The organism is Cryobacterium melibiosiphilum, assembly GCF_003602235.1.
In the GTDB taxonomy this organism is placed as follows: Bacteria; Actinomycetota; Actinomycetes; order Actinomycetales; family Microbacteriaceae; genus Cryobacterium; species Cryobacterium melibiosiphilum.
The window spans coordinates 24,881-39,397 of record NZ_QZVS01000093.1 but is presented as its reverse complement, the minus strand read 5'-3'; the positions used below and the strand labels follow the sequence as shown (position 1 = coordinate 39,397).

Below are 14,517 nucleotides of genomic sequence, written 5' to 3'. Positions count from 1 at the left end.
CCGGCTGCGCGGGGAAGGCACCTTGACCGGTTCGCGCAGGGCGGAGTATTTTGGGCTCCGACGAACCTCGCCAGACGGGACTTCGAATGTCCGAGCAGCAGACGCGCCCTCCGAAACTGCCACCCCGATGGTTCATCCGCGCCGCGTGGGTGTTGCACCGCGGCCTCTATCGGTTGAGCGGGGGCCGGCTGGGCCTCCGCAGTCCCATCCCCCTCGGCCGCTTCGGCATGATGCGCCTCACCACGATCGGTCGGCGCTCGGGCGAAGAACGGGTCGTCATTCTGGGCTACGTCGAGGACGGCCCGAACCTCGTCAGCCTCGCCATGAACGGCTGGGCCGACGGTGACCCGGCCTGGTGGCTGAACCTGCAGGCCCGACCGGATGCCCGGGTACAGCTGACCGACGGCAGCCGCCCGATTCGCGCGCACCGCGCCGAGGGCGCGGAACGCGAACGGCTCTGGCACCTCATCGGCCAGTACGACGGCTGGGGCGACGGAATCGACAATTTTGCCAACCTGCGCTCGACCGAAACCGCCGTCGTGGTCTTCGCTCCGAGAAGCGCGAGCGGGGGCTGACGGATGCCGCCGCCGAGCGGTGCGCGGCGGCATCCGGTGGCAGAATGGAGGGCATGATGCTGCACCTGACCGGCGATTTAGCCGCGGATACCCTGCTCTCCGACGACCCGTTCGCCTTGCTGCTGGGCATGCTGCTCGACCAGCAGATCGCCATGGAAACCGCGTTCGCCGGCCCGGCAAAAATCAAGGAGCGCCTCGGCACCCTCGACCCCGCCGCGATCGCCGAGTACGACGCCGACGCCTTCGTCGAGATCTTTCGGCTCACCCCGGCCGTTCACCGGTACCCAGGCTCGATGGCCGCCCGCACCCAGACCCTGGCCGGGGTGATCGCCGCCGACTGGGACGGCGACGCATCCGCCCTGTGGACCCGCGGGGACCCCGACGGCGCCGAGATCCTGAAGCGCCTGAAAAAGCTCCCGGGATTCGGCGAGCAGAAAGCGAAGATCTTTCTCGCCGTGCTCGGCAAGCGCCTCGGCGTCGAGGTGGCGGGCTGGCGCGAAGCCTGCGCGCCCTACGGCGAGGAGGGTTCCTACCGCTCGGTCGCCGATATTGTCGACCCCGAGTCTCTCGCCCGGGTGCGTGAGACCAAACGGGCCGTGAAAGCAGCCGCCAAGCAGGCTCCGGCTGCGACAAGCTAACCCGGTTCGCGAGTGTGCTCGGCGGGCCTAAAATTGAGGGAATGAGCACCTCGACGAGCACGCACGCCTCCGCGGGACCGCACCTCAGCGAGGCGAGCTTCGATTTTCTGGAGGAACTCGAGCACCGCAACAACCGCGAGTGGTTTCTCGAACACAAACCAACCTACGAACTCGAGCTTAAAGAGCGGATGCTGCTCATCGCCGATGCCATCAACGTGGGCCTGACCGATTTTGCTCCCGAACACGTTCGACCGCCGGCGAAAGCCGTGATGCGCATCTACCGCGACGTGCGGTTCGCCCGCGACAAGACGCCGTACAAAACCCATCTCGCCGCTTTCTGGCCGCGCCAAGGCCTGGAGAAGACCGGGGGAGCGGGCTACTTCGTGCAGATCGGGGTGCACGGCGTGATGATCGCCGCCGGCTCCTACATGCCGGCGGCGCCGCAGCTGTTCGCGATTCGCCAGTATCTGCTCGAGCATCACCAGCAGATGCGCCGGGTGCTTTCCGCCGTGGAGCGCACGGGGCTGGCCGACCCGCTCGAGGGGAACCGGCTCATCCGCTCACCGAAAGGCTTCGACGCCGAGCACCCGGCCGCCGATTTGCTGCGTAACCGGCAGTGGGCGGTGACCTCGAACCTACCCGGCGACGCGGCCCTCGGCGCGGACTTCACCGCCCTCGTGCTCGACCGCTTTCGGGCGATGACCCCGCTCGTGAACCTGCTGAACGTGCCGCTGGCCGAGGTCACCCCGATTCAGCGTGAGGCCGCCGCCGGGCGGCGGTGACCCCCGTTCGTCACAGATCGACGCAGCGAAACCCGGTGTTACCGGTCGTCGAATCCGGGCCGAGGCCCTGGCGCGCCGACACCCGGTAGCGCCGGCAGTACGACTCGTGGCAGAGGAACGAGCCGCCCTTGGCGACCCGATTCTCACCCGGCGTGAACCAGTCCGCGCACCACTCCCAGACGTTGCCGGTCATGTTGAACAGCCCGTAGGCGTTGGGCTCGAAGGAGCGCGCCGGGGCGGTGGCGTACCAGCCGTCCGCCTCGCTGTTGCTCGCCGGAAACGTGCCCTGCCACACGTTCATGCGGTGCTCGCCGCCGGGTTCCAGGTCTGGCCCCCACGGAAAATTCTGCTGTTCGAGACCGCCGCGGGCCGCGTACTCCCACTCGGCCTCGCTCGGCAGGCGCCCGCCGACCCAGGTCGCATAGGCGGTCGCGTCATTAAAGCTGACGTGCACGACCGGATGCTCCGGGCTTGCGGTCAGCCCGCCGAGCGGACCGCCGGGCCGGTTCCAGGTGGCGCCCTCGACCTGCCGCCACCACGGCGCCTGCACGGCGCCGCGGGTCGGCGGAAACTCGTCGGGAAGTTCGCCGGCGAAGACGAAGGACCAGCCGTACCGTTCGGCATCCGTCACGTACCCGGTCGCCGCGATGAAAGCGCCGAACTGGGCGTTGGTGACCGTGGTCGCCTCGATGCGGAACGGCCCAACGGTCGCGCTGCGCACCGGCCCCTCACCGTCGTCGGGGTAGGCGAGCGGATCGTCGCTGCCCATCAGAAAGGTGCCGCCGGGCAGGCTGATAGCGTCAGTCAGCGTGCCGCCCGCCGTCGCCGCGGAACGCGGATGCCCCGCCGCGGCTGCCACAGTGCCTCCCGGCTGCTGCGGCCCCTCAGCACTCGGACTGCAGCAGTGCCCGCTCACTGGTGCGCCATGACGTGGCGGGCCACGTCCTCCTCGGTGCCGGTGACGGCGTCTTCGAGCACATCGATACGCACGAAGTTGATCTCGCCGGTGAAGCCGTTGTCCATGGGCAGGTAGTCGTCGGTCACCGGGGTGCCGAGGTCGACGCCGATGTTGAGCGTCTCGTCAAAGGAGAAGTAGTACGCGGTGGTGCGGTCGACCCGGCCCGAGCCGATGACACTCTCACCGTCGAGCAGGGTGATCGTTGCGCCGCGGCCGAGGCCGCCGCCGTCGTAGTCGAACCGCATCTGCAGCTCGTGGGCGCCGGCGGCGAGGGTCGTCTCACCGCGCACCGTGAACTTATATGTGCCATAGGTGTTGTACGAGTAGGTCAGCACGCCGTCCAGGCAGTACAGCGACCAGCCGCCGAACCGGCCGCCCTGGGCGATGAGCACCCCGGACACGGTGTCGGCCTGGGGCTCGGGCACGACGACACTCGCGGTCAGGGTGTGGGACCGGTTCTTGGTGTTCATCGTGGTCTCTTCGGTGAACCGGCCCATTCCGGCCGAGTACGTCATCGACTCCTTACCCGCGAGCAGGTCGATGCGGCCGGCCAGGAACGGGTTCTCCCGCTCGGTGACTCGGTCATCGAGTGGGAACACCTTGTACTTGGTGGCCTCGGTCACGAAGACGGCCTTGAGCTCTTCGAGCTTCTCGGGCAGGTCGGCCGCGAGATCGTGGGCTTGGGTCCAGTCGACGGAGGTGTCGTACAGCTCCCAGACGTCGTCTTCGAACGCGGGCAGCCCATCGGGCAGCATCAGCCACGGGGTACCGTGCCGGGTGACGGCCATCCAGCCCTCGTGGTAGATGCCGCGGTTGCCGCACATCTCGAAGTACTGGGTGGTGCGCTGGTCGGGGGCCTCGGCATCGGTGAAGGTGTACATCATCGAGGTGCCCTCGATCGGGCTCTGCTCGACGCCGTTGACGCTCGTGGGCTGCGGCAGCCCGGTCGCCTCGAGGATGGTCGGCAGAATGTCGATGACGTGGTGGAACTGATGGCGCACGGTGCCCGCGGCCGAACCCGTGATCTGGTCGCCCCAGCGCAGGATCATGCCGTCGCGGGTGCCGCCGAAGTGGCTCGCGACCTGCTTGGTCCACTGGTAGGGCGCGTTCATCGCCAGGGCCCAGCCGACCGGGTAGATCGAGTAGGTCGTGGCGTCGCCGAAGGAGTCGATCTTCTCGGCCATGTCGCTCGTGCTGTCGGGGATGCCGTGGCCGACGAGGTGCTCGTGCAGGGTGCCTTCGATTCCGCCCTCACCGGAGGCGCCGTTGTCGCCGAGCAGGTACACGATGAGGGTGTTGTCGAGCTGGCCGAGCCGCTCGAGTTCGTCGATGAGGCGGCTGACCTGGGCATCGGTGTGCTCGGCGAAGCCGGCGTAGGTCTCCATGAACCGGGCCGCGACGGCCTTGGCCTCGTCATCGAGTTCGTCCCAGGCGGGAACCCCCTCGGCCCAGGGGCCGAGCTCGGCGTCGTCGGGTACCAGGCCGAGGCGCTTCTGACGTGCGAGGGTCTGCTCACGCTGCACGTCCCATCCGCCGTCGAACTGGCCGCGGTACTTGTCGATCCACTCCGGGGCCACGTGGTGCGGGGCGTGCGTCGCACCGAAAGCGAGGTAGGTATAGAAGGGCTTGTCGGGGGTGAGTGCGTTCTGGGTGCGAATCCAGGTGATGGCGTGATCGGTGAGGTCTTCGGAGAGGTGGTAGCCGTCTTCGGGGCGCTGCTCGGGCACGACCGGGGTGGTGCCGTGGAACAGCTGCGGGTACCAGTGGTTCATCTCGGCGCCCATGAAGCCGTAGAACTCGTCGAAGCCCTCGCCGGTGGGCCAGCGGTCGAAGGGTCCCGACAGGCTCACCTCGCGCGCGGGCGTCTGGTGCCACTTACCGAAGGCGGCGGTGCTATATCCGTTGCCGCCGAGGATCTGCGCGGTCGTCGCCGCGCTCGAGGGCCGGTAGCCGTTGTAGCCGGGGGAGGAAGTCGCCATCTCGGTGGTGCCGCCCATGCCGACGGAGTGGTGGTTGCGGCCGGTGAGCAGCGCCTGCCGGGTCGGCGAGCACAGGGCGGTGACGTGGAAGCGGCTGTAACGCAGGCCCTCGTCGGCGAGGCGCTGGGCGGTGGGCATCAGGCACGGTCCGCCGAACGGGGAGGACGCTCCGAAGCCCATGTCGTCGATCACGACGACGACTACGTTCGGGGCGCCGGCGGGTGGCAGTAATGCCTCGACCGGCACGCCGTTCTCGCGAATCGGGTCGGGGATGGGCAAGACGTTGCGAGATTCGGGGGGTCGCTTCATGGGTGGCTCACAATCTGTAACGGAAGGCGGCGGCACTGGCTCGCACGAGGGGCCAGCAGAATCGGTCGGCGACTCGCGCAGGGCGGTGCCGATCGTGTGGGGGGCCGCGGCCGATTCCGGTTGAACTCCGGATGCCCAGCTCGAACAGAAGGTGTCCGGCGGCAAGAAGCCCCACTTTCTGCAGAATACCCCACGGTACGGGTTTGGCAGAATTGCGGATCTGGCTAAATCGCGGGTCTGGCAGAATTGACGGATGAGCGCAACCCTCGTGGCCCGTGGCCTCGCCGGTGGCTACGGCCACCGCACCCTCTTTGACAACCTCGACCTGAGCGTGGCCCCCGGCGACGTCGTGGGGGTCGTCGGGGTGAACGGATCGGGCAAGTCGACGCTGCTGAACCTGCTCGCCGGCGTGACCGAACCGCAGGCCGGCACGGTGACGATCTCGCCGACGGATGCCTTCATCGGCTCGCTCCCGCAGGAACACGACCGCCGGCCCGGTGAAACGATCGCCGCGTACATCGGGCGGCGCACCGGCTGCACCGCCGCCACCGTCGACATGGATGCCGCCGCCGCGGCCCTCGGCGACCCGAACCCGCCGGCCCGCGCCGACGGGCAGGACCCGGCAGATGTCTATTCGACCGCCCTCGATCGCTGGCTGGCCAGTGGCGCCGCCGACCTCGACGATCGGCTGCCGCAGGTGCTCGCCGATCTCGGCCTCGCGCTCGCCGAGTCGCCGACAGTGGGCGCGGGGCTCTCGGCCGACACCCTGATGACCGCGCTCTCCGGCGGGCAGGCCGCGCGGGTCGGCCTCGCCGCGCTGTTGCTGTCCCGTTTCGACGTGGTGCTGCTCGATGAACCGACCAACGACCTTGACCTCGATGGCCTGGAACGCCTCGAAGCCTTCGTGCAGGGGCTCCGCGGCGGGGTCGTGCTCGTCAGCCACGACCGCGAATTTCTGGCCCGCTGCGTGACCCGGGTGCTCGAACTCGACCTGATCCAGGGCGCCAACCGGCTCTTCGGCGGCGGCTACGACTCCTATTTGGAGGAGCGCGCCACCGCCCGCCGCCACAAGCGGGAAGAGTTCGACGAGTTCGCCGCGAAGAAGGCGGATCTGGTCGGGCGGGCCCGCACCCAGCGTGAATGGTCCAGCCAGGGTGTGCGCAACGCGATCAAGAAAGCGCCGGACAATGACAAGATCCGGCGCAAGGCATCCGTCGAATCGAGCGAGAAGCAGGCGCAGAAGGTGCGCCAGATGGAGAGCCGCATCGCCCGCCTCGACGAGGTCGACGAGCCCCGCAAGGAATGGCAACTGGAGTTCACGATCGGCGCCGCGCCCCGGTCGAGCACCGTCGTCTCGACGCTGAACGGTGCCGTTTTTCGGCAGGGCGATTTCACGCTCGGGCCGGTGTCGCTGCAGGTCAACGTGGGCGACCGTATCGGCATCACCGGCCCGAACGGCGCCGGCAAGACTACGCTGCTGCGCGCACTGCTCGGGCGCCAGGCAGTGGATGCCGGATCGGCCCACCTCGGCACGAACGTCACGATCGGCGAGATCGATCAGGCCCGCAGCCTGATCGACGGCGACGAGCCCCTCGCTCTGAGCCTCGAAGCGCTGCTGCCGAGCCTGTCACCGGCCGAGGTGCGCACCCTGCTCGCGAAGTTCGGGCTGAAGGCAGACCACGTCAACCGGCCGTCGAGCGAACTGTCACCGGGCGAGCGCACCCGGGCCGGACTCGCCCTGCTGCAGGCGCAGGGCGTGAACCTGCTGGTGCTTGATGAACCGACCAACCACCTCGACCTCGCCGCGATCGAGCAGCTCGAGCAGGCCCTCGATCACTATGAGGGAACCCTGCTGCTCGTCACGCACGACCGGCGGATGCTCACCACCGTGCGCACCGAGCGGCACTGGCGCGTCGCCGGCGGTCAGGTCACAGAGGACTGACCGCCGGCGCCGCCGCTGGGAGCTCAGCCGGTGGTGAAGACCGCGTCTACCCAGTAGTTCGTCGACCGGTAGGTGCTCGTCGGGAACCCGCCGCCGACGCCGTAGCGGTAGACGTTGTTCGGCGCGTTCGCCGCGCTCGCCGGGGCCCGCAGGGGTGCCCGGACGATACCCGTGCCGGCGAAGTAATTCTCGTCGGCCGCATAGCGTCCGACCGGCGCGTAATACGAGGCGATATAGGTGGTGCCGGCGGTGACCGCGACCGGCGTCGTGAACGTCACCTGCTGCCAGCCGCTCGCGGTCTCCCCGGTGAACGTCGCCGTGGCCAGCCGCACGCCGGCGGTGGTCCAGAGGCGGCCGAGGTGGGTGCCGGTGTTGCCGGCGCCCTTGTAGAAGCGCACCCCGGTGATGAAACCGCTGACGTCGGAGCTGAACCGCACCCCGAGTTCGACGGCCGCCGTGTCGGTACTGGTGCTCGCGGTGGGCACGGTGGTTGCCGGCCACAGGCTGCACGGGCAGGCACTCGGCGTGGGCGTGGGCGTGGGCGTGGGCGTGGGTGTCGGTGTGGGAGTGGGTGTCGGAGTGGGCGTGGGCGTCGTGGTGCCCGGCTCGAAGACCGGTTCCACGTAGTACGCCGTGCCCTGGTAGGTGGAGGTCGGAAATTGGCCGGCGGCTCCGTACCGGTACACGCCGTTGGCCCCGGACTCTCCGTCGCGCGGCGCGTAGAGCGGCCCGCGGGTCAGCCCGGCCGCCGTGAACAGGTTGGTGGCCTGCGCGTACCGGCCGACCGGCGCGTGGTACGAGACCACGTAGTACGTGCCGGCGGTGAGGTTCACCGGGGTGGAGAAGCTCGCCTGCTGCCAGCCGGTCGCCGTTTCCCCCGTGAAAGTGGCCGTGGCCAGCAGCGCGCCGGTCGCCGTCCACAGCCGCCCGGTGTGGGTGCCGGTGTTGCCGGACCCCTTGTAGAACCGCACGCCCGTGACCGCCCCGCTCGTGTCGGCGCGAAAACGCGTGCCGAGTTCGACGGCGGATGCATCGGTGTCGGCCGGTGTGACCGGTACCGTTGCCGGGTCCCACAGCGTGCACGGGCAGGTGACGGGTGTGGGGGGCGGGGGAGTGCCCCCAACGGTCACGGTGACCCCGGCGCCGAATGTTTCGAGGCGGCTGCTGTCATCCACCGCCCGGGTCTGGATCGTCGCCGAACCCGATGCGGGGGTGCGCCAGCTGTAACTCCACGACGTGGTGCCGGTCGCGCGGTGCCAGGTACGGGCACCGTCGGTGGAGACCTCGACGGCCCCGACGACCCCGCCGCCGGCATCCGTCGCCGTGCCGGTGATCGTCACGTTCGTATTCGCCGTGATTCCGCCGGCCGCCGGCGAGGTGATCACCGAGGTCGGTGCCGTCGTGTCCGTCGAAGCGGATGCCGCAGTCAGCCCGGCCCGAATCGTCGCCGGCTGGCTGCCCATATCCGCGAAGAGGTTGACCGTGGCCTGCGCCATAGCTGTATCAGGCGTACTGCTGCCACGATCGTGGGTGCCGTCGAGCCCCCAGGACCACTGCACGGTGCCGGCGCCGAAGACGAGTGCGCCGCTGGCCGCCCGGTACTGCACGAGCGAATGGGTGGCGGAGCCGCTCGCATAGCTCGAGCCGTAGTCCTGCAGCACGTCCATGCCGCCGACGGTGGTGGTCGACATCGGCAGCAGGCCGGCGGGCCGGAATCCGTTGTCGGGGTCTTCGTCCCACTCATAGCCGAGGGTATTCGTGCCGAGCTGGGTGGAGGCGCCGGCCGCGAGAGCCGCCACTCGGGTATTGCGCCAGAGCCTCAGATCCTTGAACGCCCCGGTCGTGCGCATCTGGGTCTGGCAGCAGTTCACTCGGAACGAGGTTCCGGTGAGCGCGTTCTCGGGCCGACCGCCATCCGCCGGTGGGCTGAAACGCGGGTCCCGCCAGGTGCCCGTCCAGGTGCCGGTCGGGTCGATGCGGGCGTTGGCCTGGGTTTCCTTGTAGCTGACGAGGGTGCGGAAGGCGGTGCCGGAGCCGTCGATCGAGTTCTCCCAGCGGGTCTTCCAGAACACCTCGTTGCCGCTGAAGAAGGCGAGGTTGACCCCGGCGTCGCGGGCCGCTTCCACCTGGCTGCGCTGGTTTGCCGACCAGTACTCGTCGTGGCCGACCGAGAGGAACGCCTTGTGGTTGCGAATCAGCGCCCCGCGGCGGTCGCTGTCGACCCCGCTCGAGTAGCTGACGTCGTAGCCGTTGGCTTCGAGCCAGCGAATCATCGGGTATTCGGCGTTGAAGACCGAGTCTTCGGGCGTCGTTCCGCGGGTCGTGACGGGGCGGTTGTAGCTGACCTTGTAGGCGCGGCCGACCGGGGCTCCCGTGTAGAGGCTGTTGCCGCCGTACTGGTTGTAGGCCTGCCAGGTGGTGTCGGAGGTCTGGAAGACCAGGTCGGAGCGGCTGGCGTCGTCGCGCACGACGAAGATCACGTGGCTGGCCCCGGCAGTGCCGGACGTGCGCACGAGCCGGGCGATGTACACGCCCGAGACGGCGTCCGCCGGCACGGTCCAGGAGGCGGATTCGCTCCAGTTGCCGCAGTCCACGAGCCCGGTGCCCGAATTGGTCACGCAGTTCGGCTGGTCGTGGGCGGTCGTGGCGGTGACCGCGGTGATAGCCCGTGCCCCCGAACCGCCGTAGAAGCCCATGCGGTAGATGTCGATGCGAAAGGAGGTGGCGGTGGTGTCGACCTTGAAGCCGATGCGGCCGCCGAGGTTGACGCTCATGTCGGTGGCGAAGCCCTGGATGGTGGAGCTGCCGGCGCCGGAGACGTCCCACTGCGAGGCTGGCGACCCGGCCTTGGTGTTCTCGCAGGCGACGGCGTTGACGATCGGCACGTCGCAGGGCCCGGCGGCCCGGGCGGCAGGCACGAAGAGCGGGCCGAACAGGCTGCAGACCAGGGTCAGGGCGAGGGCGGATGCCCAGACGATTCGTGGGTTGCCGTGGGGGCGGGTGACTCCTGTGGGCATCGGCTCATCCTCTGTTGAAGGGGCTCTGGTCGAAGGGCGATGACGGCCGAATGGAACCGGTCTCACCGGTGTCGCGCCGATCATGGCTTGGGGCTCGGAGCCCGTCAACGGTGCGGGCCGTTTTCGATCCAGAAAGGTTGGACGGGGGTCGACGCCCTAACGGCGAAAACGTGCGTGAAGACCTGCTTGAGGCTCGGATTACGGCGTCAGATCGCGAAAATTGCCGTTCGATGCCAAAACGTTATGCCCCATTCAAGGGAGGCAACGCGCCGGAAACATCAGGCAACATAGCCTCGAACCATGCCGATTTCGCCCGGAGGGCGGTGGCACGTACTTTGCACTGTCGCAAATACCGCGACATTCCATCATCGGACAGGAGAATTCCCGTGTTCAGAGTGAAATCCCGGGGGCGCGGCATGACAGCCGCGGCCATCGTTGTTGCTGGTGTCGTACTCCTCACCGGATGCGTACAGAGCGACCGTGATGGCGCCGCAACCGACACGGGCGACGTCGACAGCACCTTCGTGTTCGCCGCGTCGAGTGACCCGGCCAGCCTCGACCCCGCATTTGCGAGCGACGGCGAATCGTTCCGCGTCTCCCGCCAGATCTTCGAGGGCCTCGTCGGCGTCGAGCCCGGCACGGCCGACCCGGCCCCGCTGCTCGCCGAATCCTGGGACCAGTCCGAGGATGGGCTCTCCTACACGTTCACGCTCAAGGAAGACGTGACGTTCCACGACGGCACCGACTTCAATGCCGAAGCGGTGTGTTTCAACTTCGACCGCTGGTTCAACTTCACGGGGATCGCCCAGGCCCCCAACCAGGCGTATTACTACGGCAGCCTGTTCCGGGCCTTCGCCGATAATCCTGACGGTGCCGTCTACGACAGCTGCACCGTCGGCGACAGCGCGAGCGAGGTCACCGTCAGCCTGGCCCTGCCCTTCGCCGGTTTCATCGCGGCCCTGTCGCTGCCGGCCTTTGCCATGCAGAGCCCGGCCGCGCTCGAAGAGTATGCCGCCGATGACCTCGGTGGTACCGCTGAAGCGGCGGTCCAGACCGATTACGGTCAGGGCCACCCGACCGGAACCGGTCCGTTCGTCTTCGACTCGTGGGACATCGGCTCGCAGCTCGAACTGAGTGCCAACCCCGACTACTGGGGCGAGCAGGGTGACGTGCAGTCGATCATCTTCCGAGTGATCGATGACCCGCAGGCGCGCCGCCAGTCCCTCGAGGCCGGCAGCATCGACGGCTACGACCTCGTCGCCCCCGCCGACACCGTTGCGCTGGAGGCCGATGGCTTCCAGATCATGCCGCGCGACCCGTTCACCATCCTCTACCTCGGCATCAACCAGGCCGTCCCGGAGCTGCAGGACGTGCGCGTGCGCCAGGCGCTGACCATGGCCATCGATAAGCAGCAGCTGATCGACCAGACCCTACCCGAGGGCACGCAGCTGGCCACCCAGTTCATCCCGCCCGTCGTCGCCGGCTACAACGAGGACGTCACGACGTTCGACTACGACCCCGAGGCCGCCAAGGCCCTGCTGGCCGAGGCCGGCTACCCCGACGGTTTCGCCCTCGATTTCAACTATCCGACCGGGGTCTCGCGGCCGTACATGCCGACGCCGGAAGAGGTCTTCACCAACCTCAGCGCCCAGCTCGGTGAAATCGGAATCACGATCAACCCGCAGCCGAACGCCTGGAGCCCCGACTACCTGGACCGCATCCAAGGCTCGACGGACCACGGAATCCACCTGCTCGGCTGGACCGGCGACTACAACGACACCGACAACTTCGTCGGCGTCTTCTTCGGTGACGAGAAGCTCGAGTACGGCTTCAACAACCCGGAGCTGTTCGCCGCTCTCGACGAGGCCCGTGGCATCAGCAGCCTCGAAGAACAGATCCCGCTCTACGAGGACATCAACGAGACCATTGCGGAGTTCATCCCGGCGATCCCGCTCGCGCACCCGGCTCCGTCGCTGGCGTTCGCCGAACGGGTCACGAGCTACCCCGTGAGCCCGGTCAACGATGAGACGTTCAACCTCATCGAACTGAGCGAATAGCACCACAGCACCACAAGTAAGTTCGTCCACCGCCCGGGGGAAGATCGCCACTCGCGATCTTCCCCCGGGTCATCGAAAGGCCCGAGTGCTCCGCGTCATAGCTAAACGAATCCTGCTGGTGATTCCGACCCTGTTCGGGCTGTCCCTTCTGCTCTTTCTCTGGGTGCGCAGCCTGCCGGGCGGACCAGCCACGGCGCTGCTCGGCGAGCGGGCGACCCCCGAGGCCATCGCCCAGATCAATGAGTTGTACGGCTTTGACAAACCCATCGTCGAACAATATTTCACCTACATGCAGCGGCTGCTCACCGGTGACTTCGGTGCCTCCATCGAGACCGGCCGCCCTGTGCTCGAGGAATTCGCCCTGCGCTTTCCCGCCACGATCGAACTGACGATCGTCGCCCTCATCTTCGCCATCGGCATCGGGCTTCCGCTCGGTTATGTGGCTGCCAAGTATTACGGCAAAGCCGCCGACCATGTCTCCGTCGTCGTCAGCCTGATCGGCATCACGATTCCGGTGTTCTTCCTCGCGTTCATCCTGAAGTGGGTGTTTGCGGTCGAGCTCGGCTGGTTCCCGCCCGACGGGCGCCAGGACTCGCGCATCGACGCCACCCACTTCACCGGTTTCTGGGTGCTCGACGGCCTGCTCACCGGCGAGTACGACGCCGCCTGGGATGCCTTCACGCACCTGATCCTGCCCGCGATCGCGCTCGGCACGATTCCGCTGGCCATCATCGTGCGCATCACCCGGGCATCCGTTCTCGAAGTCACCAGCGCCGACTACGTGCGAACCGCGCGGGCCAAGGGAATCCACGAACGCACCATTCGTGACCGTTTTGTGCTGCGCAACGCCATGCTGCCCGTCGTGACCACGATCGGACTGCAGCTCGGCCTGCTGATCTCGGGAGCCGTGCTCACCGAGACGGTCTTCGCCTTCAGCGGGATTGGGCGGTTTCTCGCCGACGCCATCTTCGCCCGCGACTTTCCCGTGCTGCAGGGCTTCATCCTCTTCATCGCTGTGCTGTACGCGATCATCAACCTGATCGTCGACCTCAGTTACAGCCTCATCGACCCCAGGGTGCGTGTGCAATGAGTTCGGTTTCTGTTCCTCCCGCCGGCACTGCCCCCGCCGCCGGATCCCCGAAGAAGCCCGCGGGCGGTGCGGCCGATCACGGTTCGAGCCTCTGGGGGGACGCCTTCGCGCGGCTGCGCCGCAACCCGCAGGCGGTCGCCGGCACGATCATCGTCTTCCTGTTCGTGCTGGTCGCCCTACTGGCGCCGTGGCTCGCCCCCTTCGGCGGGGAAGAGCTGCCGGGGCAACGCGAGATCCGCCCCACGGTCATCCCGGGCATCGGTGAGATCGCCGCCTACCCGCTCGGCCTCGACCGCTTCGGCGGCGACGTGCTCTCCAAACTGATCTGGGGTGCCCGCGCCTCACTCGTGATCGGCCTGGTCTCCACCGCCCTCGGGCTGGCCGGCGGCATGCTGATCGGCATCATCGCCGGCGCCTTCGGCGGCTGGGTCGACAACGTGCTCATGCGCCTCGTCGACATTCTGCTGTCGGTGCCGAACCTGCTGCTCGCCGTGAGCATCGCCGCGATCCTCGGCCAGGGCCCGCTCGCGATCATGATCGCCATCGGCGCCAGCCAGGTGCCGATCTTCGCGCGCCTGCTGCGCTCCTCGATGCTGCAGCAGCGCACCGCGGACTACGTGCTCGCCGCGCAGACCCTCGGCCTCAGTCGCCGCACCGTCACCATGAGCCACGTGCTGCCCAACAGCCTCGGCCCGGTCGTCGTGCAGGGCACCCTGAGCCTCGCGACCGCGGTCATCGACGCGGCAGCGCTGTCGTTTCTGGGACTCGGCGGCGGGCGCCCCGAAACCGCGGAATGGGGGCGGATGCTCACCTACGCCCAGGCAGACCTGGCCATCGCGCCGCAACTCGCGTTTTTGCCCGGTATCTGCATCGCCATCACCGCCCTCGGCTTCACCCTGTTCGGGGAGGCCCTGCGCGAGTCCCTCGACCCCCGCAGCCGCCGCTAGGGTCCGTCGCTGTCCCGTTCGACGGTGGTCAGCCCGGTTGAGGCCCGTTTCGGGCCGAAACCGGGCTGTTCGGCGTCAAACACCGTCGAACGGTACGCGGGCACGGGCAACGGCGACGGATGCGCCGGGTCGGCCCCTCGGCATCCGCTACCGGTGCGTGCGTGGCGGCGACGCACGTCGTGACCGCGCCCGGAACGGGTGGCCGCTGCGGCCGTTACCGTAG

10 protein-coding genes are annotated in these 14,517 nt (G+C 68.2%); 7 read left to right on the top strand and 3 right to left on the bottom strand.

The window, feature by feature from the left end; genetic code table 11:
* Positions 1-86 precede the first annotated feature (86 nt).
* From D6T64_RS17015 to D6T64_RS17005, 3 genes are read left to right on the top strand one after another with little or no spacing between them, the layout of a single operon-like run.
* A complete protein-coding gene (locus D6T64_RS17015; protein WP_119975880.1) occupies positions 87-575 on the top strand; it encodes a nitroreductase/quinone reductase family protein in 489 nt (162 codons plus the stop codon).
* Positions 576-628: 53 nt separating this feature from the next.
* The gene (locus D6T64_RS17010; protein WP_199719207.1) at positions 629-1,213 is read left to right on the top strand and encodes an HhH-GPD-type base excision DNA repair protein; all 585 of its coding nucleotides are present in this window, start codon (positions 629-631) and stop codon (positions 1,211-1,213) included.
* Between the two features lie 41 nt (positions 1,214-1,254).
* Positions 1,255-1,995, top strand: a complete 741-nt coding sequence (locus tag D6T64_RS17005) for a DUF2461 domain-containing protein (RefSeq protein ID WP_119975878.1) — start codon at positions 1,255-1,257, stop codon at positions 1,993-1,995.
* Positions 1,996-2,005: 10 nt separating this feature from the next.
* On the opposite strand, the gene D6T64_RS17000 is transcribed toward D6T64_RS17005, so the two are convergent.
* Both D6T64_RS17000 and D6T64_RS16995 read right to left on the bottom strand, forming a co-directional pair.
* Positions 2,006-2,854 carry a formylglycine-generating enzyme family protein gene (locus tag D6T64_RS17000; RefSeq protein WP_199719206.1) on the bottom strand — a complete coding sequence of 283 codons (849 nt, stop codon included), beginning with the start codon at positions 2,852-2,854 and terminating at the stop codon, positions 2,006-2,008.
* Between the two features lie 53 nt (positions 2,855-2,907).
* On the bottom strand, positions 2,908-5,241 hold the full coding sequence (locus D6T64_RS16995; protein ID WP_119975876.1) for an arylsulfatase: 2,334 nt from the start codon (positions 5,239-5,241) through the stop codon (positions 2,908-2,910).
* Positions 5,242-5,494: 253 nt separating this feature from the next.
* Between D6T64_RS16995 and D6T64_RS16990 the strand changes: the two genes are divergently transcribed.
* Positions 5,495-7,183, top strand: a complete 1,689-nt coding sequence (locus D6T64_RS16990; protein WP_119975875.1) for an ABC-F family ATP-binding cassette domain-containing protein — start codon at positions 5,495-5,497, stop codon at positions 7,181-7,183.
* A 23-nt stretch (positions 7,184-7,206) separates the two neighbouring features.
* On the opposite strand, the gene D6T64_RS16985 is transcribed toward D6T64_RS16990, so the two are convergent.
* Positions 7,207-10,200: a DUF4082 domain-containing protein gene (locus tag D6T64_RS16985; RefSeq protein ID WP_119975874.1), complete on the bottom strand. Its 2,994-nt coding sequence runs from the start codon at positions 10,198-10,200 to the stop codon at positions 7,207-7,209.
* A gap of 416 nt (positions 10,201-10,616) precedes the next feature.
* Here D6T64_RS16985 and D6T64_RS16980 point away from each other — a divergent pair, with 416 nt between their 5' ends.
* The 3 genes from D6T64_RS16980 to D6T64_RS16970 all read left to right on the top strand — a co-directional run bounded on the left by D6T64_RS16980 (position 10,617) and on the right by D6T64_RS16970 (position 14,294).
* Complete coding sequence (locus D6T64_RS16980; protein ID WP_119975873.1) at positions 10,617-12,257, top strand: ABC transporter substrate-binding protein; 1,641 nt, start codon at positions 10,617-10,619, stop codon at positions 12,255-12,257.
* An 85-nt stretch (positions 12,258-12,342) separates the two neighbouring features.
* Positions 12,343-13,347: an ABC transporter permease gene (locus tag D6T64_RS16975; protein WP_119975872.1), complete on the top strand. Its 1,005-nt coding sequence runs from the start codon at positions 12,343-12,345 to the stop codon at positions 13,345-13,347.
* Positions 13,344-14,294 (top strand): ABC transporter permease, encoded by a 951-nt coding sequence (locus D6T64_RS16970; RefSeq protein WP_119975871.1) that lies wholly within the window; start codon positions 13,344-13,346, stop codon positions 14,292-14,294. Before D6T64_RS16975 ends, D6T64_RS16970 begins: the two co-directional genes overlap by 4 nt.
* The last annotated feature ends 223 nt before the right edge of the window (positions 14,295-14,517 follow it).

Excerpts from the sequence above, each read along its gene's own strand:
- D6T64_RS17015 (WP_119975880.1), top strand. The coding sequence starts at position 87 with ATGTCCGAGCAGCAGACGCGCCCTCCGAAACTGCCACCCCGATGGTTC.
- D6T64_RS17010 (WP_199719207.1), top strand. The coding sequence starts at position 629 with ATGATGCTGCACCTGACCGGCGATTTAGCCGCGGATACCCTGCTCTCC.
- D6T64_RS17005 (WP_119975878.1), top strand. The coding sequence starts at position 1,255 with ATGAGCACCTCGACGAGCACGCACGCCTCCGCGGGACCGCACCTCAGC.
- D6T64_RS16995 (WP_119975876.1), bottom strand. The coding sequence starts at position 5,241 with ATGAAGCGACCCCCCGAATCTCGCAACGTCTTGCCCATCCCCGACCCG.
- D6T64_RS16990 (WP_119975875.1), top strand. The coding sequence starts at position 5,495 with ATGAGCGCAACCCTCGTGGCCCGTGGCCTCGCCGGTGGCTACGGCCAC.
- D6T64_RS16985 (WP_119975874.1), bottom strand. The coding sequence starts at position 10,200 with ATGCCCACAGGAGTCACCCGCCCCCACGGCAACCCACGAATCGTCTGG.
- D6T64_RS16980 (WP_119975873.1), top strand. The coding sequence starts at position 10,617 with ATGACAGCCGCGGCCATCGTTGTTGCTGGTGTCGTACTCCTCACCGGA.
- D6T64_RS16970 (WP_119975871.1), top strand. The coding sequence starts at position 13,344 with ATGAGTTCGGTTTCTGTTCCTCCCGCCGGCACTGCCCCCGCCGCCGGA.